Source organism: Frankia sp. AvcI1, from assembly GCF_001420875.1.
GTDB classification, from domain to species: Bacteria; Actinomycetota; Actinomycetes; order Frankiales; family Frankiaceae; genus Frankia; species Frankia alni.
This window is the reverse complement of sequence record NZ_LJFZ01000008.1, coordinates 76,828-101,988: the sequence shown is the minus strand read 5'-3', so window position 1 is coordinate 101,988 and position 25,161 is coordinate 76,828. Positions and strand designations below refer to the sequence as shown.

At 76.0% G+C, this 25,161-nt stretch carries 10 protein-coding genes and 18 pseudogenes; 21 read left to right on the top strand and 7 right to left on the bottom strand.

What is annotated here, in order from left to right:
- Positions 1-86: 86 nt before the first annotated feature.
- From UK94_RS32375 to dnaN, 12 genes and pseudogenes are all read left to right on the top strand, one after another.
- Positions 87-1,066 (top strand): annotated as a pseudogene (locus tag UK94_RS32375) (IS5 family transposase); the annotation flags it as partial.
- Between the two features lie 212 nt (positions 1,067-1,278).
- Positions 1,279-2,551 (top strand): annotated as a pseudogene (locus tag UK94_RS10620) (glycosyltransferase family 1 protein); the annotation flags it as partial.
- Between the two features lies 1 nt (position 2,552).
- Positions 2,553-2,739: pseudogene (locus UK94_RS47150) on the top strand (glycosyltransferase family 1 protein); the annotation flags it as partial.
- An 82-nt stretch (positions 2,740-2,821) separates the two neighbouring features.
- A pseudogene (locus UK94_RS10615) lies at positions 2,822-3,659 on the top strand (glycosyltransferase family 1 protein); the annotation flags it as partial.
- Position 3,660: 1 nt separating this feature from the next.
- The coding region (locus UK94_RS47145; RefSeq protein ID WP_235487399.1) for a glycosyltransferase at positions 3,661-3,952 on the top strand (292 nt) is incomplete at its 5' end.
- A 312-nt stretch (positions 3,953-4,264) separates the two neighbouring features.
- Positions 4,265-4,988 (top strand): annotated as a pseudogene (locus UK94_RS10610) (glycosyltransferase family 2 protein); the annotation flags it as partial.
- A 1-nt stretch (position 4,989) separates the two neighbouring features.
- Positions 4,990-5,185 (top strand): annotated as a pseudogene (locus UK94_RS47140) (glycosyltransferase family 2 protein); the annotation flags it as partial.
- Positions 5,186-5,323: 138 nt separating this feature from the next.
- Positions 5,324-5,588 (top strand): annotated as a pseudogene (locus UK94_RS47135) (sugar phosphate nucleotidyltransferase); the annotation flags it as partial.
- A 1-nt stretch (position 5,589) separates the two neighbouring features.
- A pseudogene (locus tag UK94_RS47130) lies at positions 5,590-5,902 on the top strand (sugar phosphate nucleotidyltransferase); the annotation flags it as partial.
- A gap of 1 nt (position 5,903) precedes the next feature.
- On the top strand, positions 5,904-6,397 hold a 494-nt coding region (locus UK94_RS47125; RefSeq protein WP_235487395.1), incomplete at its 5' end, for an NDP-sugar synthase.
- Between the two features lie 67 nt (positions 6,398-6,464).
- A complete protein-coding gene (locus tag UK94_RS10600) occupies positions 6,465-9,227 on the top strand; it encodes a sensor histidine kinase (protein ID WP_050997015.1) in 2,763 nt (920 codons plus the stop codon).
- Positions 9,228-9,267: 40 nt separating this feature from the next.
- A complete protein-coding gene (dnaN, locus tag UK94_RS10595; RefSeq protein WP_041938884.1) occupies positions 9,268-10,473 on the top strand; it encodes a DNA polymerase III subunit beta in 1,206 nt (401 codons plus the stop codon).
- A 43-nt stretch (positions 10,474-10,516) separates the two neighbouring features.
- Here the strand turns inward: dnaN and UK94_RS47120 are convergent.
- The 7 genes and pseudogenes from UK94_RS47120 to UK94_RS10575 all read right to left on the bottom strand — a co-directional run.
- Positions 10,517-10,853, bottom strand: a pseudogene (locus UK94_RS47120) (DUF3105 domain-containing protein); the annotation flags it as partial.
- A 32-nt stretch (positions 10,854-10,885) separates the two neighbouring features.
- On the bottom strand, positions 10,886-11,329 hold a 444-nt coding region (locus tag UK94_RS47110; protein ID WP_235487393.1), incomplete at its 3' end, for a DUF3105 domain-containing protein.
- Positions 11,330-11,491: 162 nt separating this feature from the next.
- Positions 11,492-12,823 (bottom strand): coenzyme F420-0:L-glutamate ligase, encoded by a 1,332-nt coding sequence (locus UK94_RS10585; protein ID WP_083866980.1) that lies wholly within the window; start codon positions 12,821-12,823, stop codon positions 11,492-11,494.
- A 46-nt stretch (positions 12,824-12,869) separates the two neighbouring features.
- A pseudogene (locus tag UK94_RS10580) lies at positions 12,870-13,575 on the bottom strand (2-phospho-L-lactate transferase CofD family protein); the annotation flags it as partial.
- Between the two features lie 6 nt (positions 13,576-13,581).
- Positions 13,582-13,706 (bottom strand): annotated as a pseudogene (locus UK94_RS47105) (2-phospho-L-lactate transferase); the annotation flags it as partial.
- A gap of 15 nt (positions 13,707-13,721) precedes the next feature.
- Positions 13,722-13,940: 2-phospho-L-lactate transferase CofD family protein (locus UK94_RS47095; RefSeq protein ID WP_235487391.1), on the bottom strand; the 219-nt coding region annotated here is incomplete at its 3' end.
- Between the two features lie 78 nt (positions 13,941-14,018).
- Positions 14,019-14,606 (bottom strand): TetR/AcrR family transcriptional regulator (locus UK94_RS10575; RefSeq protein WP_235487389.1); only part of this gene is annotated, 588 nt, incomplete at its 3' end.
- Between the two features lie 368 nt (positions 14,607-14,974).
- On the opposite strand from UK94_RS10575, the gene UK94_RS10570 reads away from it, so the two are divergent.
- The 9 genes and pseudogenes from UK94_RS10570 (at position 14,975) to UK94_RS10550 (ending at position 25,136) form a co-directional block, all read left to right on the top strand.
- On the top strand, positions 14,975-15,271 hold the full coding sequence (locus UK94_RS10570) for a hypothetical protein (RefSeq protein WP_011602463.1): 297 nt from the start codon (positions 14,975-14,977) through the stop codon (positions 15,269-15,271).
- Positions 15,272-15,580: 309 nt separating this feature from the next.
- Positions 15,581-16,786 (top strand): annotated as a pseudogene (gene cofG, locus UK94_RS47090) (7,8-didemethyl-8-hydroxy-5-deazariboflavin synthase CofG); the annotation flags it as partial.
- Between the two features lies 1 nt (position 16,787).
- Positions 16,788-16,887, top strand: a pseudogene (locus UK94_RS47085) (hypothetical protein); the annotation flags it as partial.
- 1 nt (position 16,888) lies between these two features.
- Positions 16,889-17,540, top strand: a pseudogene (locus tag UK94_RS47080) (7,8-didemethyl-8-hydroxy-5-deazariboflavin synthase); the annotation flags it as partial.
- A gap of 1 nt (position 17,541) precedes the next feature.
- Positions 17,542-17,711: pseudogene (locus UK94_RS47075) on the top strand (hypothetical protein); the annotation flags it as partial.
- A 1-nt stretch (position 17,712) separates the two neighbouring features.
- Positions 17,713-18,337: pseudogene (locus UK94_RS47070) on the top strand (7,8-didemethyl-8-hydroxy-5-deazariboflavin synthase); the annotation flags it as partial.
- Between the two features lie 863 nt (positions 18,338-19,200).
- Positions 19,201-19,366, top strand: a pseudogene (locus UK94_RS34645) (WhiB family transcriptional regulator); the annotation flags it as partial.
- Between the two features lie 59 nt (positions 19,367-19,425).
- Positions 19,426-22,176 (top strand): annotated as a pseudogene (locus tag UK94_RS47065) (glycosyltransferase); the annotation flags it as partial.
- 1,307 nt (positions 22,177-23,483) lie between these two features.
- A complete protein-coding gene (locus tag UK94_RS10550; RefSeq protein WP_011602467.1) occupies positions 23,484-25,136 on the top strand; it encodes a DUF5719 family protein in 1,653 nt (550 codons plus the stop codon).
- The last annotated feature ends 25 nt before the right edge of the window (positions 25,137-25,161 follow it).

The window sequence follows — 25,161 nt, the reverse complement described above, 5'->3', positions numbered from 1 at the left end:
GCCGGCAGCGCTAGGTCCTGTATCTGGTTGTGATCTCTTGGTTGGTTTCGTCCTGGTTGTGGGGCCCGGCCCGGTAGATCGTTGGTATGACACGGGCGCAGTTGACCGACGCGGAGTGGGAGTTCGTCCGGCCGTACCTGCCGATCGGCGAGTACGGCCCGTATCCCGAGCGGCTGCGGGAGCAGTTCGCCGGGGTGCTGTGGCGGTTCCGCACGGGTGGGCAGTGGCGGGAGATGCCCGCGCAGTTCGGTGCCTGGTCGACGGTGCACAACCGGTTCCGGCAGTGGCGTGATGCCGGGGTGTTCGCAGCCCTGCTGGAGGGCATGATCGCCGAGGCTGCCCGGCGGGGTGAGGTCGATCTGTCGCTGGTCAGCGTGGACTCCACGACCGTGCGGGCTCACCATGACGCTGCCGGGATGCGCGTGGACCCCGAGATGCTGGCCGCGGTGGAGAAGGCCGCCGCCGAGCAGGAGCGGACCCGGGAAAAGGGGGCGGCGCGCAGGGACAACACGGGCATGCCGCCGCCGGCGACGGCACCGCCGGTGACGGTGAGGATCCCCGGCGGGCCGAACGGCGACGGGTGCGCCGCCGACATCAGGCCCGGTTAGCCGCGGCGTTGCTGGGACGTTCCCGGGGTGGGCAGACCAGCAAGGTCCACCTCGCCGCGGACCGACGCTGCCGTCCGCTGGCGTTCGTGCTGACCGCCGGGCAGGCCGCGGACAGCCCCCAGTTCACCGCCGTGCTGGGCCGGGTCCGGGTCCGCGGGCCGGTCGGTCGTCCCCGGACCCGTCCCGGCGCGGTCGCCGCGGACAAGGCCTACTCCTCGCGTGCGAACCGTGCCTACCTGCGCGCACGTGGGATCACCGCGGTGATCCCGGAGAAGACCGACCAGGCCGCCAACCGGAAACGCAAAGGCAGCCAGGGCGGACGGCCCGTCCGCCACAACGCCGAGATGTACAAGGAACGGAACACCGTCGAACGGACGATCAACAGGGTGAAGGCCTGGCGAGGTATCGCCACCCGCTACGACAAGACCCCCGCCAGCTACCTCGCCGGCCTCCACCTCNGCGCCTCCATGATCTGGATCAAAGAACTCACCCGAACCACACCTTGATCACTACCCAATACGCGGCCTAGCCGAGCGCCTCCGATCTGCTCGGGGTCGCTGCCGCCTGCCGGGCGCCGCCTGCCGGGTGGCCGGGGCTCGCCTCGTCTCGGTGTTCGGTCGACCGCCCCCCGAACCGGGCATCGCCGAAGGGCAGGGGCAGACTGTGACCCGTGCGTGTGGGCTTCCTGGTCGAGCAGTTGCTCGCGCCGGTTCCGGGTGGGACCGGCCGCTATTCCGCCGAGCTCGCGACCGCCCTCGCCCGTCGCGCCGCGCCGGGGGACGGGGTGGTCGGCTGGTGCGCCGCGCGGCGCGGCGTCGAGGGCGCGGGGCTGCCGGGCGTGCTCGGCCCGCTGCGCCTCGGCCTGCCCCGCCGGGCGTTGGCCGCGGCCTGGTCGCGTGGCGTCGGCCCGGCGCCGACCGGTGTGGACGTCATCCACGCGCCGACCCTCCTGCTTCCGCCCGCGGGCGGGACCGCCGGCCGGGTGACCGGCTCGGTGGTCGAGACCCTGCGCGGCTCGGGTCGAGCTGGCCCCTCCGACCGGTCGCGGTCCCTGCGCCGCGAGACCGACCCGCCCGGCTCCCGTGGCGACGGCTCCCTGGCCGACGGCTCCCTCGTGGGCTGGTCCGGCTCGTCCCCGGCCGACCAGCCTCGGTCGTGGCCCTCGTCGAACGACTCCACCGGCCGGCCGGCGGGAGGTCCGGCGCGGCCGCCCCTGGGCGCGTGGGCCGCGCACAGCGTCGCGCCGGCGCTCGGCGACGCCCTCGACCGACGCCGCCCTCGGCCGAAGCTGGTCGTGACCATCCACGACGCGGTCCCCTGGACCCATCCCGAGACGTTGACCCCACACGGAGCGCGCTGGCACCGGCTGATGGGTGAGCGCGCCGCCCGGCACGCCGACGCGGTGATCGTCCCCACCCTGGCCGTCGCCGCCGAGGTGGCCCGGCACCTGCCGATCCCCCCTGAACGGCTGCACGCCATCGGCGAAGGGGTGGCCGAGGCGGTCGTCCGCGTGCCGGCCGACGCCGATGCCCGCGCGGCCCGGCTGGGCCTGCCCCCGCCGGGTGGCTACCTGCTCACCCTGGCCACGCTGGAGCCGCGCAAGGGGCTGGACACCGCGCTCGCCGCGCTGCGGCGACCGGACGATCCAGGCCTGCCGCTGGTGCACGTCGGGGCGACCGGGTGGGGCGGACTCGATGTGCGCACCGAGGCGGCACGGCACGGTCTGGACGGCTCCCGGGTCCGCACTCTTGGGCGGATCAGTGACGAGGATCTCGCGGTCGTGCTCTCGCGCGCCGGGGTGCTGCTGGCGCCGAGTCGGTCGGAGGGCTTCGGCCTGCCCGTGGTGGAGGCGATGGCGCACGGGGTGCCGGTGGTGATCTCCGACGCTCCGGCGCTGGTCGAGGTCGCGGGGGACGCGGCGCTGGTGGTCGGCGTCGGCGACGNCGCCGCGCTGGCGTCCGCGGTGGCCCGGATCGTCGGCGACGCGGACCTGCGGGGGCGGCTGTCGGCTGCCGGACGCACGCGTGCACAGGCATTTACCTGGAATGCGGCGGCGGAGGCGACGTGGGCGCTCTACCGTCGAGTCGGCGGCTCCCCTGCCGTGTCCGTCGCCGCTGACGGGCGGGCGTAGTGTTGCCCCCGTTGGGAAGCAAGCGGTCACCGTGAAGCAAGCGGCCACCCCTGCCAGGGTGGCGCGTCAGGGAAGGAGCGCCGTGGGACCCCGGGTGCTCGTCGACGCGACTTCGGTCCCGGCCGACCGTGGTGGCGTAGGGCGTTATGTCGACGGGCTGGTCGCGGCGCTGGGCGCGGCCGGTGCGGACATGGCGCTGGTCTGCCAGCGGTCGGACGAGGAACGCTACAGCCGGATGGCTCCACATGCCACCGTTCTGTCCGGGCCGGCGGCCATCGCCCACCGGCCGGCGCGGCTGGCGTGGGAGCAGACCGGACTGCCACTGGTCGCGGAGCAGGTGAATGCCGATGTCATCCATTCACCGCACTACACGATGCCGCTACGGGCCCAGCAGCCCGTCTGCGTGACCATCCACGACGTCACCTTCTTCACCGAGCCGGACATGCACACGGCCGTGAAGGGGACGTTCTTCCGCTCGGCGATGCGCACCGCGGTGCGCCGCGCCGCCCGGATCATCGTCCCGTCGAAGGCGACCCGGGACGAGCTCATCCGCGTGCTCGACGGGGAGTCGACCACCACCGACGTCGCCTACCACGGCGTCGACACGTCGACCTTCCACCCGCCGACCGAGGAGGACAAGCTGCGGGTGCGCCGCCGCCTCGGCCTGGGCGACGCGCGCTACGTGGCCTTCCTCGGGATGCTGGAGCCGCGCAAGAACGTCCCGAACCTGATCCGTGGCTGGGCCGAGGCGGTGCACTGGCGGGACGAGCCGCCCGCCCTCGTGCTGGCCGGCGGTTCGGGCTGGGACGACGACGTCGATGCGGCCGTCGCCTCGGTGCCCAGCCACCTGCGGGTGATCCGGCCCGGCTATCTGCGATTCTCCGACCTGCCGGGGTACCTGGGCGGGTCGTCGCTGGTGGNCTACCCCTCGCACGGCGAGGGTTTCGGGCTGCCCGTGCTGGAGGCGATGGCCTGCGGCGCGCCGGTGCTGACCACGCCGCGGCTGTCGCTGCCGGAGGTCGGCGGGGACGCCGTCGCCTACACCCAGCCGGACCCGGACTCCATCGCCCGCGAGATGGGCGCCCTGCTCGACGACGCCGAGCGGCGTGACCAGCTCGGGCAGGCGGGCCTCGCGCGGGCCCGGGAGTTCACCTGGGCGGCGAGCGCCGAGGCCCACCTGGCGAGCTACGCGCGGGCCGTCGCCGAGCGCTGAGCGGCCCGAGGGCGGCGCGCCCGGCCCACCGACCGCCGACCGACGGCGGCCCCTGGGCGCGAGCCTGCCCGTCGGCGCCGTGCCTCGTGATGGGCTTCTCGCGGGAAGCCGGCCCGGGGCGAAGACCGCCACAAAGGGCGCGCTACGGTTTCCTCGGCACCGATGCCGCTCGCCGTCACCACGGCGGCGCGGGCCGTGTCGGTCGGACGGATGGCGGGCCGGCTCGGCCGGCCAGGCCGGCGCGGCGGGCAGGCCGGCGGGCAGGGGTGGTCGGTGGAGTCGGGTGGGTCGGTGAGACGGGTGGGCGAGGACATGGGTGTGGAGCCGGAGATTCGGGTCGTCGTCGTGACCTTCCGGTCCGGGGAGATCATCGGAGCGTTCCTCGACTCCGTGGCCAAGGCGACGACCCGGGCCTACGAGGTCGTCATCGTCGACAACTCCCCGAAGCTCGACGCGGGCACCCGCGCGGCGGGGGAGCGCGCCGAGGCGCGGCTGCTGCGCCCGGGCCGCAACCTCGGCTACGGCAGCGCCGTCAACCGGGGTGCCGCCGGCGCCGCAGCGCCCTGGCTGGTGATCTCCAACGCCGACATCTCGTTCCAGCCGGGCGCGCTGGACGAGCTGATCGCCGCGGCGGGGCGCTGGCCCGGCGGCGGTGCCTTCGGCCCCGGGATCACCAACCCGGACGGCGCCCTCTACCCCTCGGCCCGCGACCTGCCCTCGTTGGGGCGGGGGATCGGCCACGCGCTGTTCGGCTGGTGCTGGCCGACGAACCCGTGGACGGCCTCCTACCGCCGGGAGCGGGGTGCCCCGCGGGAGATGACCGCCGGCTGGCTGTCCGGCTCCTGCCAGCTTCTGCGCCGGGAGGCGTTCGAGGCGGTCGGCGGTTTCGACGAGTCGTACTTCATGTTCATGGAGGATGTCGACCTGGGCCGGCGGATCGGGGCGGCGTCCTGGCAGTCGGTGTACGTGCCGTCGGCAGTCGTCGAGCATCTCGGCGGGCACTCGACGAAGCGGTCGTCCCGGCGGATGGTGGTGGNCCACCACCGCAGCATGTTCCGCTACCTGTCCCGGCAGTACCCGGGGCCGGCACGCGTGCCCCTGCGGCTGCTGCTCGGCGTCGGGCTTGGGGCCCGGTTGCTGCTCGCCCTCGCCTTCGCCAAGGACAGCGCCGGGGCCAGGGCGACCCGGTCGGCGGACCTGCTCACCGACCGCGGGACCACCGCCGGGGGGTGAGCCGCGGCGGCGGTCGGGCGCGCGCGGTGNCGGTGGGCTAAACAGAAAGTATCGGGCCCATGGCGGCACGTTCGGGTAGTGGTCCCGCTGCCCATCCGTCTCCAAGGGCTACCCCATGCCCTGCGACACTGACTGTCCATGGACGCAGTGATGCTTGTCGGCGGTCAGGGGACCCGTCTACGACCACTCACGATGTCGGCCCCCAAGCCGATGTTGCCGGTCGCAGGGGTGCCGGTCACCGCGCACATGCTGGCCCGGGCGCGTGACGCCGGGATTGATCGGGTGGTGCTCGCCACCTCCTACCGCGCGGAGGTCTTCGAGGAGTACTTCGGAGACGGGTCCGCCCACGGCCTCGAGCTGGAGTACGTGACCGAGACGGAGCCGCTGGGCACGGGTGGCGCCANCCGCAACGTCGCGGGGAGGCTGCGCGGCGGCCCGGACGACCCGGTCGTGATCTTCAACGGTGACATCCTGTCCGGCCTGGACATCCAGGCCCTGATCCGCCGGCACGCCGCGGCGGACGCGGCGGTCACCCTGCACCTGACCGAGGTGTCCGATCCGCGGGCCTTCGGCGTGGTGCCGGTGGACGCCGACGGTCGCGTCACCGAGTTCCTGGAGAAGACGCCCGACCCGCCCACCAACCTGATCAACGCCGGCTGCTACGTGTTCCGTCGCTCGGTGATCGACAGCATCGCCGTGGGCCGGCCGGTGTCGGTCNAGCGGGAGACCTTCCCCGCCCTGCTGGCCGCCGGCACGCCGGTCATGGGCTACCCGGACAGCACCTACTGGCTCGACCTCGGCACGCCGGCGGCGTTCGTCCAGGGCAGCCGCGACCTGGTGACCGGCCGCATGGCCTCCTCGGCGCTGCCCGGACCGGTCGGGGACTGCCTGGTCCTGGCCGGAGCCGTCGTGGCCGCCGACGCCAAGATCGGCGGCGGCGCCACCGTGGGGGCGCGCGCCCGGGTGGGCGCGGGCGCCGCGGTCGACGGCGCCGTGCTCTTCGACGGTGCGGTCGTCGAGTCGGGAGCCACCGTGCGGGACAGCGTGATCGGCCGCGAAGCCGTCATCGGCCCCGGCGTCGTGCTCGACGGCGTGGTCGTCGGCGACGGCGCCGTCATCGAGCGGGGCAACGAGCTGCGGGCCGGGGCGCGGGTGTTCCCGGGCGCGGTCCTCACCGCCGGCGCGGTCCGGTTCAGCTCCGACCGCACCTGATCCGGGCGATCCCGGCCGATTATTGCGGCCGATCGTCGGATGGGTCCTGACTCGACGGGCCAGACTGATGTCCGTGCCGGTCAGCGCCTCACTCGGCGCCTCACTCAGCGCATCGGACGCGCTCACCGCCGTCGTCGTGCGCACCTTCGCCGTGCTGCGGGTGCTGAGCCTGCTCACCACGGCGCTGTACCTGGCGGTCTGGTGGTCCTGGTACGGCGGGCACCCGCTGGGGCTCGCCGCCGCGGTGCTGGAGCTCGCCTGGGGGCTCGGCTACGTGGCGCTGAGCCTTCGCCGCGGGCTCGGCCCCGGGCTCGTCCTCGGCAACGTCGGCGCGGGTGCGGCCGGGGCGCTCGCCGCCGGCGCCGCCGTTCCGGCGGTGTCCGTCGGCGGCGCGGGAACCTGGGTCTACCTCGGCTGCGCCCACGCCGCCCTGGTCGCGGGCGCGATGACCGGCCGGCGGAGGTTCGCCGTCGTCCTGATCGTGCTGTGCGCCGCCCTGGTCGGCGGGGTGGGCGTGGCCGATCGGCTCGCCGCGGCCATGCCCACCGGCGCGGGCTGGGCGGCGTCCACGGCGGCGGGCGCGGCCTCGGATCCCGGCGGCGCCTACCGCCGGGTCGCCGTCTCCGTCCTGCTCGTCACCTTCCTGTCCCTGCTCGTCCGGTTCGGGGTGGGGCGGCTGCGGGCGACCGCGGGAAGAGCCGACGGCCGGCTGCGCGCGGCGGCGGACCATGAGCGGGCCGAGACGGTCGCCGTGGCCCGTGCCCGGGCGGAGCGGGAGCGGGAACGCGTCCTGCACGACACCGTGCTCAACACCCTTGCCGGCATCGCCTGGGGCGGTGGCGACGACGCGCGGCTCGCTCGGACCCAGGCCGAGGACGCCATCGCCGCCGTGCAGGGGCTGCTCGACGGCCCGGCCGGCGCGGCCACCCGCAGCCTCGACGCGCGGCTCGACGCCGTCGCCGACGCCGCCCGGCTGCGCGGGCTGCGGGTGCGGCTCGGCCGGACCGGCACCGTCGGCATGCCCGGCTCGCCGCTTCCGGGCACCGCCAGTGGGCCGGACCTGCCGGCCGAGGTGGCGGCCGCGCTGGCCGCCGCGACCGCCGAGCTGCTGTCCAACGTCCGCCGGCACGCCGGCACCGGCCAGGCCTGGGTCACGGTGCACCGCACCCCGACAGCGGTCGGGGTGATGGTGCGCGACGAGGGGCGGGGTTTCGACCCGGCCGCCGTGCCCGTGGACCGGCTCGGGCTGAGCCGCTCGGTGCAGGCCCGGCTCGTCGAGGTCGGCGGCCACGTCCGGCTGTCCGCCGCCCCCGGCCGCGGCACCCGGGTCCTGCTGACCTGGGCGCGGACCGCGTCAGCCGCCGAGCCGCGCGCCGCGGGAGGGCCACCGGGACGCCCCCGGTCGGCCTCTGTCCGCCGGGCCCCGCTCGCCTGGCTGCCCCGGGCCCCGTCCGCCCGGCTGCCCGGGGCCCGGTCCGCCCGTCCGCCCGATGAACTCGCAGCCCGGTCGCCCGATGGCCGCTCCGCCCGGTCGTCCAACGAGGTGCCGGCTCGGGCGGCCGGGGAGGTGCCGGCTCGGGCGTTCACGGATGCCGGCGAGGCGGGGCCGGGCCTGGCGTCCGCCGAGGAGCTGCGCGGCGTCTACACCGCCAGCCTGCGCCGCGCCGTGGCCGTCGCGGCCGTGATCTGGTACCCGTTCACCGGGCCGGTGCTGCTCGTGCTGCCTGGCGGGCTGCGCACGTCGCCGGCCGCGATCGGGCTGTGGTTGCTACTCGGTGCCGCGGTCGTCGTGGTGACGCGGCGGATGCGCCGCCGGGCGGCCACCCGGCTCGAGTCCCTCGGCCTGGTGGCGTGCGGGCTCGCGGTGACGGTCGCCACCGCCGCGCTGGTCGGCACCGCCGATCCGGGGGCGAGTCGGGTCGCGGCCTGGCCGGTGCTGGTGTTGCCGCTGCTGCTCATGCAGGTCACGGTGTCCCGGCCGGCGGTCGAGTGGATCGCCGCCCTGGGGTGTGCGGCCGCCACGCTCACCGGCGTCGCCGTGTTCGGTGGCGTGCCGGGGCCGTTGCCGTTCGCCCAGCTTCTCTCGGCGCTCAACGCGCTGGCGGCGTTGCAGATCATGGCGGCGATGGGCGGTCCGGTGCTGCGCCGTTCGGCGGACGCGGCGGCCCGGGCGCTCGGGCGGGAGGCCCGCCTCGCGGCCGGCCGGGAGGCCGAGGTCCGGATCCGGACGGACCGGGCGCGGGCGCTCGCCATGATCGAAGGTGAGGTCCTGCCGCTGCTCGCGGCGGTACGCGACGGCCTGCTCGACCCGCGTGACCCGGCGGTGCGCGAGCGGTGCCGGCGGTTCGCCGCCATGATCCGCCGTACCCTCGTCGCCAGCCATGCCGCTGCCCTCGGTGACCTGGCGGCGGCGCTGTTCGATGCGGAGTCCCGGGGCGTCCGCATCGACGCCCAGGTCGCCGGGGATCTGCGGGTGGCCCCGGCGTCCGTGCGCGCCGGGATCGAGGCGCTGCTTCCGCGGGTGCTCCAGGCGATCCCGGGCCCTCGGGCGCTGCTCACCCTGATCTGCGACGCCACCGGAGGCAGCCTGACGCTCACCGCGGCGGGCACGGCGATCCCGCCGGACTGGGCACGCGCGATCACCGGCCCGCCAGCCCCCGCCGCCGCGCCCCGGCCGGGCGGGACGGTGGCCGTGGCGGTCAGCGCCGACGGCGACGACGGCCGGCTGTGCCTACAGATGAGCTGGGTGGTGACCGCCGGCGGCGACACCGACCCGGCGGCGGGCGTGCCGCGCGCCGCCAGTCGGGCGAAGGCGAACACCGATCGGTGAATGCGGCGATTTTCGGCCGTTGGCGGGGACAATCGGCCCCATGAGGTTCAGCGTGGAACGCGACGTGTTCGCCGACGCGACCGGCTGGGCCGCCCGGCATCTCCCGAGCCGGCCGGGGCTGACCCCGAGCGCGCTGACGGGCCTGCTGCTCGAGGCGGCGGCGCCGGCGGCTGGCCCGCAGCCGGGCGCCGGCCTGCTCGTCTGCGCCTTCGACTCCGAGGTGGCCGTGCGGGCGCCGGTGGCGGCGGCGGTCGAGGAGCCGGGCCGGGTTCTGGTGCCCGGGCGGCTGCTGGCGGACATCGTGCACAGCCTGCCCGCGACGACGGTCGAGGTCGCCGTCGACGGCGACCGGCTGGTGCTGCGCTGCGGCAGCGTGCGCTTCACCGTCCCGCTGATGGATCTCGCCGACTATCCCGAGCTGCCGCGTTTTCCCGCCCCCATCGGCGAGGTGAACACCCTCGGGTTCGCCGCGGCGGTCGGCCAGGTCGCCCCGGCGGCCGGTCGGGACGAGACGGTGCCGGTGCTGACCGCGGTCCGGCTGGAGATCTCCGGGCACGGCCTGATCCTCGCGGCCACCGACCGCTACCGGCTGGCGGTGCGCGCCATCCCCTGGCAGCCGACCGTCGATGATCCCTGGGCCCTGGCCCACGTGCCGGCGAAAGTGCTCGCCGAGGTGGCCCGCACGCCGACCTCGGCCTCCCGGATCGTGATCGGGCTCGACCTCGCCGACCCGGCGGGTGCCCGGCTGGGCCTGGCCGCGGCCGGGCGGCAGACCATCGTCCGGCTCATCGACGGCACGTTCCCCAACTACCGCAAGCTCCTGCCCGAGACGGCCGCGTACACGGTCACCGCGCAGACCGCCGCGCTCGCCGCCGCGGTCCGCCGGGTAGCCGTGGTCGCGACCCGGACCGCGCCGCTGCGTTTCACCTTCACCCGGGACCAGGTCGTCGCGGAGGCCGGCGACGGCAGCGGTGCCCAGGCCAGCGAGACGATCCCCGTCGAGTACTCCGGGCCCGAGCTGTCCGTGCTGTTCAACCCGTCGTACCTGCTGGACGGGCTCGGGGCGGTGGAGGACGACGAGGCGACCATCGGGTTCGTGGCTGCCGACCCGGCCGAGGCCACCGCCCGGCCGGCCGTGCTCACCGGCAAGGACAGCGGCGGGGTCCGCGGTCCCGGCGGCGGGCCCGTGGACGAGGGAGCATTCCGCTACCTGCTGATGCCGATCCGCACCGGCTCCGCCGCCTGAGCCGGGCCCGGGGCGCGGGCCTCGGTCAGGGGGCGGGCGTCGGTCAGGGGGCGGGCGTCGGGCTGGTGGGGGACAGCGACATGGTGCCCCCGCCCGGGGTGGGCGTGGCGGCGCTCGCGCCGGCCGGGGCGGTCAGCGGGCCGTCGGCCGACACGTCGAGGGTGCCGCCCTGCGCGCCCGACTCGGGGGCGGTCGGCGAGTCCCAGGTGGCCCCGGCCGGATCCGGGTTGGCGTGCTTGGCGACGAAGTCCTTGATGACGGCCTCGGAGACGGTGGTGCAGCGCTGGGTGCGGTCCCAGGCGGTCAGGACGAAGTGCTTGCCGTCCGGGAACGTGGACCGGGTCCAGGGGACGCCGATGAACCGCGGGCCGGCGTTGGCGNCCAGCGACCGCAGCTTCTCGACCTGAGCGGNCGGCAGGCTCTTGTCGTACCACCCGACGATGAAGCCGTGTTCGAGATTGTGCACGGCGCGCTCGACCGGGATGCCCGACGCCGGGTTGTAGAACGCGATGCCGTCGGGCAGCGGGTCCGGGTTGTGGCTGCCCGAGGACGGCGGCGACGCCTTGTAGCTCACCGCCGTGCTGATGTGCGTCGAGCCCTGGGAGGCGTCGTTGACGGTGCCGGTGCAGCCGGCCGCCGCCGCGGCCGTGGAGGCCGCCGCCACGTAGCCGACCTCACGCGTCTTGTTCTTCGAGTGGGTGTCGGCGACGCTGTAGATGATGATCCCGACCAGGAGCAGCACCACGACGAACCCGGACGTGCCATAGATGAGCAGCGCGCGACGACGTTCGGCGCGCTTCTGCTCGCGGCGCAACTGTTCGAGCCGGACGTTGCGCTCGGCGCTCTTCTTCCCCACGAAATCTGATCCTACGAAGTGTCAGGTCAGAACTGACGGGCAGGATGCGTTCGACCCGCCGACGGACACCCGGACCGCCCGGTTACGGCGCGCTGCGTCACCTCCATACCCCCACGTTCAGCCCGGTAACCGGGCGTAGCGGATGCTCGCGGTGCGGGGAGATCACCGGCGCAGGAGGAACGGCTCCGGGTCGCGGGGGGCGCGCGGGGTGGGCGGCGCGGCGGCGTGCCCGACGCCCACCGCGCCCATCGGCACCCAGCCGGCCGGCAGGTCGAGCACCGCCCCGACCACCTCGGCGCAGAACAGCGTCGAGGAGACCCAGCAGGAGCCGAGCCCCTCGGTGGCGAGCGCCACCAGCAGGTTCTGCACCCCGGCGCCGACGGCGACGGTGAACATCCGCTCCTCGGCGGCGGCCCGGCGGGCGTCGGGGTAGGGATGCGCCCCGTCGAGGACCATGACCGGAACGACGAGCAGGGGGGCCCGGCGCAGCACGTCCCCGCGCCGCAGCCGCCGGTCCACCGCGGCCTCGTCGAACCCGTCGCGGCGCAGGTCCTCGGCCCAGGCGGCGGCCATCGCGGCGAGCAGCTCGGCCCGGCGCTCGGTGACGAGTACGAAGCGCCACGGGGTGGTGTGGTGCGGGGCCGGGGCGGTCAGGGCTGCTGCGACGGCCCGCTCGACCGCGGCCGGGTCGACCGGGGCGGCGCTGAACTCGCGCACCGTGCGCCGCTCGCTCAGCGCCGCCCGCCGTGCCTCCAGCGAACCGAGGCGGAACATGTCCTCGCCGCTGGGCCGCAGCAGCGAGCGCGCCCCCGTCCCGTCGTCGGGCAGCCGGCCGTAGCCGCGCACGACCGCCACCGGGGTGGCGCCGAGCTTGCCCTTGACCAGGTCGGCCGCGGCCGCCAGCTCGTCGGCCTCGGCGACCTCGGTCATGCCCAGCTCGTTGCCGTACCCGTCGACGTCGCCGATGTGGCTGCGCAGCGCGGCCATGCCGGCGACGCCGATGGCCATGTCGGTCAGGCCGCGCCGCCACGGCCGTCCCGCGGTGTCGGTGACGACGACCGCCACGTCCACGCCGAGCAGCGCGGCGACGCCGGCCCGCAGCCGGGCGGCGCTGGCGTCCGGATCCACCGGGAGCAGGGCGAGGGAGTCCTTGGCGATGTTCGACGCGTCGACCCCGGCACTCGCCAGGACGAAGCCGTGATGCGTCTCGACGATCCGGGTCGGTCCGCGGCGGGCCACCTCGCGGACCGATTCGGCGTCGATCGCGGCCTGCCGGGCGGCCTCCCGATCGCCGGCCGCGGCGATCAGCCGTCCCTCGGCCTTGGACACGATCTTCGAGGTGACGACGAGGACGTCGCCGTCGGCGAGCGGCCGCCCGGTTGCGGCCGCCGCCGCGGCCACGGCGGCGGCGAGATCGTCCCCCGGCCGGATCTCCCCGATTCCGGTCAGCCCGAACACCGTCAGCGTCCCGCTGGGCGGCCGCCGCTCAGACACCTGCGACGGCTCAGACACCGGCGACGGCTCAGACACCGGCGACGGCTCAGACACCGGCAACCTCCAGCGCCGAGCGGACGATCGCCACCGTCGCTGCCAGGTCGGTCATCAGCAGGGGCCGCGCGAGCACGGTCGCCCCGGGCACGACCGCACCGGCGTCGACCGTGTTGACCAGCCAGCCGTCGAGCAGCCCCGCCGCCGCTGCGGCGAGTCCCTCCGCCGTCCCGGCGAGTCCTTCCGCCGTCCCGGCGAGTCCTTCCGCCGTCCCGGCCGGGCCCTCCACCGACCCGGCGCCGGCCTGCGCGGGTGTCGCCGCCGCGCGCCCGCGGCCCCCGTAGTGCACCCCCACGGCCTGCGCGGACGTCTCCACGCCGATGGCGGTCAGGCAGGCGTCGGCCATCCCGCGCACCGCCGCCCCGCCGATGATCGGCGAGACCCCGACCACCGGCGCCGCGGTCTCCCGCACGGCGTCCCGGATGCCCGGCACGGCGAGGATCGTGCCGATCGAGACGACCGGGTTCGAGGGTGGGAGCAGCACGACGTCGGCCTCGCCGATGGCGTCGAGCACCCCCGGCGCCGGCTTCGCCGTCTCGGCCCGCAGCGGCACGATCGCCTGGGCCGGCACGGCGGCGCGCAGCCGCAGCCACCATTCCTGGAAGTGCACGGCCCGCTGGCCGTCCTCGTCGGCGATGACCACGTGGGTCTCCACGCGGTCGTCCGTCATCGGCAGCAACCGCACCCCGGGCTTCCAGNGCTCNCACAGCGCCCGCACCACGTCCGACAGGGGGTAGCCGGCGTCGAGCATCTCGGTGCGCACCAGGTGGGTGGCAAGGTCGCGGTCACCGAGCCCGAACCAGGCCGGTCCGACCCCGTAGGCGGCGAGNTCCTCGGCCACGANGAACGACTCGCCCTCCCGACCCCACCCCCGTTCGGCGGAGATCCCGCCGCCGAGGGTGTACATCACCGTGTCGAGGTCGGGGCAGATGCGCAGGCCGTGCAGGGTGATGTCGTCGCCGGTGTTGCCGATCACCGTCACCTCGGCGTCGGGCAGCGCCGCAAGCACGCCACGCAGGAAACGGGCGCCGCCGATCCCGCCGGCCAGGGCTGTCACTCTCACATCAAGCGATCCTGGCACCGACGCCCGCCGGGTGGGTCACCGGCCGGTCGGGACGGGTCAGCCGAGCCGGGGGCGGGNGAACAGCGGCGCGACCCAGCCGTTGAACTCCGGCCGGGCGGGCAGCGAGGTGTCCCGGCAGAACGAGGCCAGCAGGAAGTGCACGAGATGGCTGGTCGGCCGGCTGGGCGCGGGGTTGGCCAGGCCGCCCTCGATCGTGGCGACGACCGCGTCCGCGGCCAACGCCCGGTCGGCCTCGGGGACGTAGTCGTGCACCGCGGCCAGGGAGAGGCCGTGCAGCCAGGCGTGCAGCCGCTCGTGGTACTCCATCACCGGCTCGGCGTGCGGAGCGCGCTCGGCGACGCACGGATGCAGCGTGCGCCGGCGTTCCACCGAGTCGAGGGCGAGGAAGAGCTTGTCCGCCGGGTTTCCGGGCAGGCCCGCGATCCGTTCCACCTCGACGTCGAGCAGGCGGTTGAGCACGGCCGCGAACGCGTGGTCCTTCGACCGGAAGTACCAGTAGACGGACCCGGGCTCGATCCCGGCGGACCGGGCGATCTCCGCGATGGACGTCCCGGCGAAACCGCGGGCCAGGAACTGTTCCTCGGCGACGGCGAGCAGCGCGTCGATCCGTTCCTCGCGGGGAACCTCCTGGCGGTTTCGGGGCACCTGATCAGCGTAACGACTTCGGCTCCGGGGGAGGAGTGATTCGTATGGAAGCACACGTCGCCCGCGTGCGATACCCAGCCGGCTCCCGGTGTAAACGTCGGCACACGGCGAGTGGTGTACCTCACATTTTGGGTGCGCCGGCGGTCCGCCCTCGTTCAGTCGGAGGGTGTCCGGGCAGGTCAGGGGTCCTGCCGTGGGGGCGCTTCGCGGATAACCGGGCGGTCGTCCGGGGATGACCGGATCGTCATCCCGCCGCCGCGCCAGGGCGCCACCCGGGATGTGTCGTCCCTCACCCGGTTTCTCTTGATTCCGGTTAGAGAGAGCTGTGAGAGTGAACGTGAGCTCTCCACGTCGCTGGAAGGACCGTTATGTCCGACGTCAGGACCACCAAGAGCCTCGAAGCCCTGTCCGCCTCCCTCAACCGTGCGCTTGCGGGGGCGCGTGCCCCCCAGGTCGTCGCCGCCCGCCGGGCGCAGATGCGGCGATCCGCGGCGATGGCCGCCGAGCCCCCCGCCGCCGGTCGGGCCGACCAACCGCACCGCCGAGCCCAGGCCGAGACCGACGTCCTCGCCGCCCGCAGCCGGACCAACATGCTGATCGGCACGCTCGACCGGCTGCGCCGGCCGGGCACCGGCTGGCGGGCCGCCGGCCGCGCCACGCCCTGATCCTCAAGCCCTGATCCTCAAGCCCTGATCCGCGCAACTCCGTGATCCGTACGAACCCATGATCCGCGCGGGCTCCCCGAGCCGCCGACATCCCCCCGCTGCCGGCGACCGGGGGTCCGCCCCCGGATCCGCCCCCGCCCCCCGCGACTCCATCCCCGAGGTGCCCCAGGTTCCGGCTCCGCTGTGGTGTCGTCGCTTCTGCTGATTGTCCGCAACCCCGTGTCCCTTCGACACCGGTGGTGACGGGCCGGGCCCGTCGACCCACCGGGCGTCGGCCGACCCGGCGCCACCGGAGAGCCAGAGGAAGCAATGACCAGTACGGCGGCGACTCCCGACGGCGTGGGCGGCCAGGCGGCCGAGCCCGGCCACGACCCGGGCCTGCCCCAGCCGTCGCCGGGCGCCGACGTGCCCCAGCCGTCGCCGGGCGCCGACGCCGTGCCGTCCGCGTCGGCGATGCGCCGGGCGCTGCGGCGGGCCCGCGACGGCGCCACCCTCGATGCCGTGGAGGCGGCGGTCCTGTTGGCCGCCCGCGGCGAGGATCTCGCCGATCTGAGCGCGTCGGCGGGCCGGGTGCGCGACGCGGGCCTGGCCTCCCTCGGCCGTCCGGGTGTCGTCACGTATTCGCCGAAGGTGTTCATCCCGCTGACCCGGCTGTGCCGGGACCGCTGCCATTACTGCACGTTCGCCACCGTGCCCCACCGGCTGCCTGCGCCGTACCTCACCGTCGACGAGGTGCTCGACATCGCCCGGGCGGGCGCGGCGGCCGGCTGCGCCGAGGCGCTGTTCACCCTGGGCGATCGGCCCGAGGACCGCTGGCCCGCGGCCCGGGAGTGGCTCGACGCCCACGGCTACGACTCGACGCTGGGCTACCTGCGCGCCGTCGCGATCGCCGTGCTGGAGGAGACCGGGCTGCTGCCGCACCTGAACCCGGGCGTGCTGAGCTGGGCTGAGCTGGCCCGTCTCAAGCCCGTCGCCCCGTCGATGGGGATGATGCTGGAGACGACGGCGACCCGGCTGTGGTCGCAGCCGGGCGGCGCGCACTTCGGCTCGCCCGACAAGGAGCCGGCGGTCCGGCTGCGGGTGCTCACCGACGCCGGCCGGCTGTCGATCCCCTTCACCACCGGCCTGCTGCTCGGCATCGGCGAGACCCGGGCCGAGCGCGCCGAGACGATCTTCGAGCTGCGGGGGCTGGCCCGCCGGTACGGCTCCATCCAGGAAGTGATCGTTCAGAACTTCCGGGCCAAGGACGACACCGCGATGCGTTCCGCGCCCGACGTCGGCGCCGAGGAGCTGGCCGCGGCCGTCGCCGTGACCCGGCTCGTGCTCGGCCCGACGATGCGGGTGCAGGCCCCGCCGAACCTCGTCGACCCGGCCGAGTGCGCCCTGCTGCTGGCCGCCGGCATCGACGACTGGGGCGGCGTCTCGCCCGTCACCCCGGACCATGTCAACCCCGAGCGTCCCTGGCCGGATCTGGACGTGCTGCGCGAGGCGACGGCCCGGGCCGGCTTCGCGCTGNGCCCCCGGCTCACGGTGTACCCGTCGCACCTGGACGAGCCGTGGATCGATCCGCGCCTCGCCGGCCATGTGCGCGCGCTGGCCGGCCCGGACGGGCTGCTNGCCGAGGGCGCCCGGCCCGTCGGACGGCCCTGGCAGGAGCCCGACGGCGGTCTCGGTGACACCGGCCGCGTCGACCTGCACACCGCGGTCGACACCGTCGGACGCCACAGCGCCACCCGGGCCGACTTCGACACCGTCTACGGCGACTGGGAGTCGCTGCGGGCGGAGGTCAGCGCGGCCGGCACGGGAGTCGACGGCGTCGTGGGCACCGGCAGCCGCGCCGTCGCGGCCCGGGCCGCCGGCCTGGCCGCCGCCGGCGCCGGCGGCGGCCAGGCCGGCGCGCCGGAGCGGATCGACTCCGACGTGCGGGCCGCGTTGCGCCGCGCCGGCACCGATCCGGCCGGGATCACCGACGCCGAGGCCCTGACCCTGTTCGGGGCCGAGGGGGTGGCGCTGGAGGAGCTCTGCTCGCTCGCGGACGGGCTGCGCCGCGACGTGGTGGGCGACGACGTCACCTACATCGTCAATCGCAACATCAACTTCACGAACGTCTGCTACACCGGCTGCCGGTTCTGCGCGTTCGCGCAGCGCCGCGGGGACGCGGACGCGTACACGCTGTCGCTGTCGGAGGTGGGCAGCCGGGCCGCCGAGGCGTGGTCGGTCGGCGCCACCGAGGTCTGCGTGCAGGGCGGCATCCACCCGGACCTGCCCGNCACCGCCTACTTCGAGCTCGCCCGCGAGATCAAGCGGGCGGCCCCGGGGCTGCACCTGCACGCGTACTCCCCGATGGAGGTGCTCAACGGGGTCACCCGGACGGGGATGTCCGTCGAGGACTGGCTGGTGGCGGCGCGAGAGGCCGGCGTCGACTCGATCCCGGGCACGGNGGCGGAGATCCTCGACGACGAGGTCCGCTGGGTGCTGACCAAGGGCAAGCTGCCCACGGCGAGCTGGGTCGAGGTGGTCAGCACCGCGCACCGGGTGGGCCTGCGCTCGACGGCCACGATGATGTACGGCCACGTGGACACCCCGGCGCACTGGGTCGCGCACCTGCGGCTGCTGCGCCGCATCCAGGACTCCACGGGCGGCTTCACCGAGTTCGTCGCGCTGCCGTTCGTCCACCACAGCTCGCCGATCTACCTGGCCGGCGTGGCCCGGCCGGGCCCCACGGTGCAGGAGAACCGGGCGGTGCACGCGATGGCGCGGATCCTGCTGCACGGCGCGATCGACAACATCCAGTGCTCCTGGGTGAAGCTCGGCGTCGACGGCTGCCGCTCGGTGCTCGCCGGCGGGGTGAACGACATCGGCGGGACGTTGATGGAGGAGACGATCAGCCGGATGGCCGGCTCCCAGCACGGTTCGCGGCGATCCGTGGCCGAGTTGGAGGAGGTGGCCGCCGGGGCGGGTCGTCCCGCTCGGCAACGGACGACGACGTATGGGCGGGTGCCGGACGAGCGCTTTCACGCTGCCCGAGGCGGCCCCGTCCGGACCATGCTGCCGGTGGTGTCCTGACACCCGCCAAGTCGGCGCCATCAGAAACTACTCTAAGTAGTCGCGAGGGCCGGCTTGGCCGATGGCGATGCCGGGCCGGTATAGGTTTAAGACGCTTGTCTGATTGCGTCACTGCCCGTTTAGGCCCTTTATGTCCGTTAGCTTCGGGCGGCATAATGCGGTCATCGCCGTCGGACCGATTGCACACAGTTACTGATCGGAAGGCCGCCTGGACCCTCGGCGATGGTGTGCAGTGACTGTGAGCTATGGTCTCATCGCTGGTTGTAGAAGATGTTGCGCCGGTGGGGTTGACGCGACCGACTCGGGAGCGTGTAATTACCGGCGTGTCATTCCCCTCGCTGGCGGGGTTCGTGCGGTAGTGCGTCGCCTGACCGGTGTGGAACCAGTCACCTGCGCGCCGGCGCCCAGGGGGTGGCCGACCGCACCGCGACGGGTCTGGAGGAGTCCCCATGGAGCACACCGACGCGGGCGTCCACACCGTCCTCGCGGACGTCGAGCGTCCCGCTGAGCATGACCCGTTCGGTGACCACTCCGAGCGGGTGCTTGCCGAACGGCCCACCCAGGCCACACCTGAGCCGCGCCCGCGGCCGGCGCTGGCCGCGGCCGGCGTCCCACCGGCCAGGTCGGGCTCGCCCGATCTGGGTACCGGTGCCACCCCGTTCGCCCCCGGCCCGCGGGCCGGGGCGGACGTCGACGTCCTCGTGCGCGCGAGCGGCGAGACCGACGTCGACGACGATCCGGCCGTCGACGATCTCGACGTCGACGGCCCGGCCCTCGAGGCCGCCGACGACCCCGCCGTCGACCTGCCGGACACCCTCGCCCCAGTGATCGATCTGGGGCTGGGTGACCTGCTCGGCGAGGCGATGGAGTGGCAGGAGCGCGCCCTGTGCGCGCAGACCGATCCCGAGGCGTTCTTCCCCGAGAAGGGTGGTTCGACCCGGGAGGCCAAGCGCATCTGTTCGGGCTGCGAGGTCCGGGCCGAGTGCCTCGAGTACGCCCTGGAGAACGACGAGCGGTTCGGGATCTGGGNCGGCATGTCCGAACGGGAACGACGCAAACAACGGCGCCGAGCGGTCTGAACCCGGGCGGTGGGTGGCGTCCGGCGGGGTGCGGGCGGCCCGGCCGCGCCGCGCGCCCTCGCGGTTCTGCCCGGGCCACGCCCGTCGGCGGTGACGTCGCGGGTCGTGGTGGTCTGCGTGCAGGGCCGGCGGCCGGGTGCCGTGCAGGCCCTGCGGGCGGCGGTGTCGGCGCAGGCGCCGCCGCCCGATCAGGTCCTCGACCTGCAGGTCGTCGAGGTCCGCATCGGCGGCGGTGCCGCGGTTGCCCCATCGGCCGCCACTGCCGCCTCGGCCCCCTCGGCCCCCTCGGCCCCGGCCATCCCCCCGCTCACGACTGCGCCTTCGGTCGACGCCGCCCGTCCGGCCGACGCCTCCCCGAGGCCCGCCGTCCACCTCCCCCGGCCGCGCGACGCACCCCCGGCCGAGACGGTTGCGGTTCCCGCACGCCTCTCGGGTGACGGGACCGGCACGCCGTCGACGGCCGGGGTGGTCGACGGATCGGCGGAACCCGGCCCAGGGGGGTCCTCGGTAGTCCACCTGGCCGCCGGCACCCGCTTCGGCGTGGCGGTGGCCGCGGGCCTGGCACACCTCGGCGGGCCGCCGCGGGACGGCTACGTCTGGCTGCTCGACGACGGCGCCCTGCCCGCCCCCGACGCCCTGCGCACCCTGCTGGCCTGCGCGCGGCTCGATCCCGGCGCCGCCGTGTTCGGTCCCAAACTCCGTGCCGTCCTCCCGAGGCCGCCGGCGTCCGGGTCGCCGCCGGCGTCCGGCGCGCCGTCGCCGCCGCTCCTGCTCGAGGCGGGGGTGAGCGTCGACCGCGCGGGCCGCCGGTACACCGGTGTGCGGCCGGGTGAGATCGACCGGGGCCAGCGCGACGGGGTGCGCGACGTGCTCACCGTGGCCTGCTCCGGCATGCTCGTCCGGGCGGGCGCCTGGCGGCTGCTCGACGGCTTCGACCCCGAGCTCGACGGCGCCCACGACATCGACCTCGGCTGGCGGGCCGCCCGGGCCGGGTTGCGGGTCGTCGTCGTGCCCACGGCGACGATGACCGTCCCCGCCGACGCTCCCGTCCCCGCCGGTGCCCCCTTCCCCCCCGAGGTCACCGTCCCTGCGCAGGCGGAGGCGGCGGCGGAGGCGGCCGGGCCGGGGAGTCGTTCGGCGCGGGGCCCGCGGGACAGGAGGGGCTGGGTGCCGGCGGACCGCGCCGGCGCGCTTCGGGTCCGCCTGGCGAACACGGCGCGGCCGCTGCTGCCGGGGTCCGCCGCAGCCATCCTGGTCGGGGCGCTCCCGCGGATGCTGGGCCTGCTTGCGCGCGGGCACCTGCGGGCGGCGGCCACCGAGCTCGCGCTGCCCCTCGCCGTGCTGGGCCAGCCGCGCCTGCTGGCGCGGATGCGTCGGCGCGCCGCGCGTACCCGCGCCGTGTCGCACCACGCCATCCGCTCCCTGTTCCCCGCCCGGCTGCGCCGCCGGGCCGAGGCGCGGGTGGTTGCGGGCAGCGGGGCCGGCAGAGTCGGGGCGCACCGCCGCGGCTGCGCCGTGGACGACGTTTCGGCGGCTGCCCCGTCCGGCCGGCGATCGACCCGGGCGGCGGTCCTGCTCGCGGTCGTGCTCGGCGTCGTCGGCCTGGTCGCGCTGCGCGGGATGCCGGCCGACGTGCTCGGCGCGGGCCTGCCGCTGCCCGCCGGGGCCCACGACCTGTGGACGGCGGTCTGGTCCGGCCGGGTCGCCACCGCCGGCGCCCCACTCGACCCCGCGGGGCCGCCCCCGCCCTGGACCGCGCTGCTCGCGGCCGTCGCGAGCCTGCTCGGCGGCCGGCCGGGGGCGGCGGGCTGGCTCCTGCTCGCCGCCGGGCCGGCGCTTGCCGGCCTGACGGCCCACCGGGCGCTTGCCCGGCTCGGTCCTCGCCCGGCCGCCCGCTTCGGACTCGCCGCCGCCTACGGAGTGAGCCCGGCGATGACCGGCGCGGTCGCCGCCGGCCGCGGCGACACCGTCGCCGCTCTGATCCTGCTTCCGGCCGTGCTCGCCGCCACCGACTCGGCACTGCGTGGCCATGCGCGGCCGGCGGGCGGGCGCCCGCGGGCGATCTGGATACTGGCCGTCTGCCTGGTCGGATTCGTCGCCTGCGCGCCGTCGATGGCGCCGCTGGTGTGGATCGCCCTGCCGACCGCGGCGCTGCTCACCGCCCGACGGCGGCTGCTCGACGTCGCCGCCGCCCTCCCGGCGACGATCATTGCGTTGATCCCGGCGCTGCACGCGGGGGGCGCGGGGATCCGGGCCGAGCCGGCGGTGTCGCTCGCCCGGTTCCCGCAGGCCGCCGTGGCGCTGGTGGCGGGCGCGGGGGAGCGCCCGAAGGCCGCCGTCGTGGGATGCCTGGCCGGTTGCCTGGCCTGCTGGCTGCTGGGCCGATGGTCCGGCGGGGCCAGGACGGGGCGTGTCGGCCGGGTCGGCTGGTCGCTGGCAGCGCTGGGCCTGCTCGCCGTGCTGCTCACTCCGCGTCTGGCCGGCGATGCCGACCAGCGCGTCGCCGGCGGCGAGGGCTGGTGGGTCGGCCCGCAGTACGGCCTCGTCCTCGCCGGGGCACTGATCGCGGCGGCGGGCGCGTGCCGCCCGGTCCGCGGCACGCGCAGCGACCCGGGGGCCACCGGATCCGCGGCGGCACCTCGCCCTGGCCGGCTGGCCCGGATCGTCGCACTTCCGGCGACGGCGCTGGTCCTCGCCGGTGCCGCCGCGCTCACCGCCGGTCATCTCCTTGCCGGCCAGGGATGGCACGCCAACCCGACCNCATGGAACCGGGACTCCGCCACCTCCGCGGACCCGGCCACCTCCGCGGACCGGGCCACCTCGGCGAACGGGGCCATTCACGCCGACGGGGGCGTCCCTGNGGGCCGGGCCGACTCCCTGGACCAGGTCGGGGACCCCGGTGATGCCGGGGGAGCGATCGCGGGTGTCAGCGGCACCGCAGCCCCCTGGTCGGGCACCGGCGCGTCGGCGGTGGCGCGGGCGGTCAAGGCCGAGACCCGCACAGCGCCCGCCGGTTCCCGCCTCCTCGTGCTGTACCGGTCCGACCGGTCCGGCCTGATCCGGTACACCCTCGCCGCTGCCGGCGGGCCCCGTTTCCCGGCCGGCCAGGCCCGCCCGGCCCGGCGGGCCGCCACCTTCCTCGGTGACGTCGTCACCGATCTCGCGGTCGGCGGCGACCAGGCGGCCGGGTGGTTGCCGTTGCTCGGCGTCACCGCGGTCGCCGTCCCCGCCGCGGACGCGCCGGCGGATCTCGTCACCCGCCTCGACGCGACCCCGTCGCTGATGCGGGACCGAGCCCGACCGGGTGTGCTGCTCTGGCGCCCCGTGGTCCCCAACCAGGCAGGGCCGGCACCGCCGTCCCGTCCGGCCGCCGCCACCGGCCCGCCGGCCTACGTCATGGACTCGGACCTGCAAGCGGGGACGGCACCTCGCGATCCCGGTCCCTCGGGTCCCTCTCGGCGCAATGACGCCTCGCCCGACTCCGTGTCTGCCGACGCGCCTGCCGACGCGGCGGTTGCCCGCCGTCCCGGCTCCGCCCGAGGCCTCACGCCGCCGGGGACGGCGATACCGCTGGCGCTCACACCGCTGGCGATCGAACCCCTGCCCGCAGCACCGACCAGCGCTCGCCGGCTGCCGCCCGACGGGCACGTCGCGGCCCTGCCCGGCGCCACCCGGGCCCCGCGACGGGACCTGGTCCTCGCGGTACCGGCCGGGACCGGGTGGCGCGCGTGGCTGAACGGCCGGCCGCTGCGGCCGTTCGCCGCCTGGGGCTGGGCGACCGGCTTCCGGCTGCCGGCCGAGGGCGGCACGATTCGTCTTCACCGTGACGACGGCCCCGGACCCGAGCTGGCGCTCGGGCAGGCGGTGGCGCTGGGCGCACTGCTGCTGCTGGGCATCCCGGCCCTGCTGGGCGTGCCGGCCGCACGCCGGCCACGCCGCCCCCCGCTCGACACCCAGGCTCCACCCGCCGATGGCCCCTCCGGGCGTGAGATCGGCCCCCAGCGACGGCCCGCGGCCGGGTCGGCGGGCGGCCCAGCGGGTGGATCGGGATCGGTGGGGGAGGTGCCGTGACGACCGCAGCCAGACGGTCCGGGCTGACCAGCTCGCCGCTGCGGCGCCGGGCCGCCGCGCGGGTGCTCGCGTCGGTCGCCGTCGTCGGCATCGGCGGAGCCTTCCTCGCCGACGACGGCGCCAGTCCCGCGCCGGCCAAGAGCTGGCCCGTGTCGGCGGCGCTGCTGGCCTGCCCGGAGCTGACGACGACCCCGCCGGGCGCCCGTGATCCCGTGCTGGCCGGCCCCCTCGACCTCGCCGTGCGCACCGCGGGGACGGCCGACGGCCGGGTACGGGTCGCCAGTCGGGTCGCCGAGCTGCGCACCCGCCTCGGTGACGCGGCGCTGACCCTGCCGCCCCCCACGGCGAGGGGCGACCGCGGCTCGGTGCTCGTGTCCGCGCAGGGTGCCTCGGCGGCCGGGTTGTCCGCGATCGTGACGGTAGCCGGCGACGGCGCGGGCCCGGCGCGGGCGCGCTGCCTCCCGCCGCGGGCCCGTAGCTGGTTCGCCGGGCCGTCGACCACCGCCGGCCGGGACCCGATCGTGATCCTGTCGAATCTGGCCGACCAACCTGCCCAGGTCGGCGTCAGGGTGTTCACCGATGGCACGACCGGACCACCGCAGGACATCTCCGTGCCGCCCGGGGGGGTGGTGACCCGCCGGCTCGCCGCGCTTGCCCCGGAGGCCGCCGTGACGGCGCTCGACGTCGAGGTGCGGGCCGGCCGGGTGCTCGCCTGGATGGTGGACCGGTCGAGCCTCGGCGGCCCCTTCACCGCGCCCCGGCTGGTGCCGGTGACCGCCCCGCCGGCCCGCCGGCTGCTGCTCGGTGGGGTTTTCGTCCCGCCGGGACCGCCAGGCCCGGCGGCGCGCCTGGTGCTCGCCGCGCCGGGACGGGCGGCCACCGTGCGCGTCACCGTGTTGACCGGGTCCGGTCAGCACATCCCGGTCGGTCTGGAGGCGGTGCGCGTGCCGGCCACCGGCGCGATCAGCCTGCCGGTGGCGCTGCCGCCGGGTGGGGCGTCGGCGGTCCTCGTCGAGTCGACCGCCGGCGCCGCCGCGGTGGTCGCCGAACTGGGAGTGGCCTCGGGCTGGCCGGGAGTGTCGACCTGGGCAGGCGCCGTCCGGCTCGACGTCAGGTCGGGGCGCCGCGGCCTGGACGCGTTCGGTCAGGGCATCGGGCTGTCCGACCCGGTCGGCCCCACCGCCGGGGCCGGCACCGCGCCCGACGCGGCGGTCGGCGTGCCGGCACCACCGGCGGGCGCCGCCGGGGCCGTCGTGCTCGCCGCGCCGGCGGGACCCGTGACGGTCTGGCTCGACGGTGATCCCGTGCGGCTGCGGGCCGGCACGGTGGCGATGGTCCGCGGACCGTCGGGCCGGGCCGGGGGGCGCCTCGTCGCGATCGGCGGGCCGCTGGTCGCGACGGCGATCGTGGGCGCCGCGCAGGCACCGGTCCCGTCCGGGTTCGACGCCGAGCAGCCGTCGGTCCCGCCCGCCGCGCCGCCGTGGAACCCGCCGCCCGCCGGTGCCACCCCCACGGGTCCCGCCGGGGGTCCGGCGGCGTCCCCGTTGGTGCTGCCGAAGATCCTGTCCGCGGTCGTCCCGCTGGGGGGAGTGCCGCGCCGGCTCGATGCCCCGCCGGTGCTGCCGGATCCCGCGGTGCCGTACCGCTGAACGGGATTCGCCAACCGGTGGGCCG

Excerpts from the sequence above, each read along its gene's own strand:
- UK94_RS10600 (WP_050997015.1), top strand. The coding sequence starts at position 6,465 with ATGTCCGTGCCGGTCAGCGCCTCACTCGGCGCCTCACTCAGCGCATCG.
- dnaN (WP_041938884.1), top strand. The coding sequence starts at position 9,268 with ATGAGGTTCAGCGTGGAACGCGACGTGTTCGCCGACGCGACCGGCTGG.
- UK94_RS10570 (WP_011602463.1), top strand. The coding sequence starts at position 14,975 with ATGTCCGACGTCAGGACCACCAAGAGCCTCGAAGCCCTGTCCGCCTCC.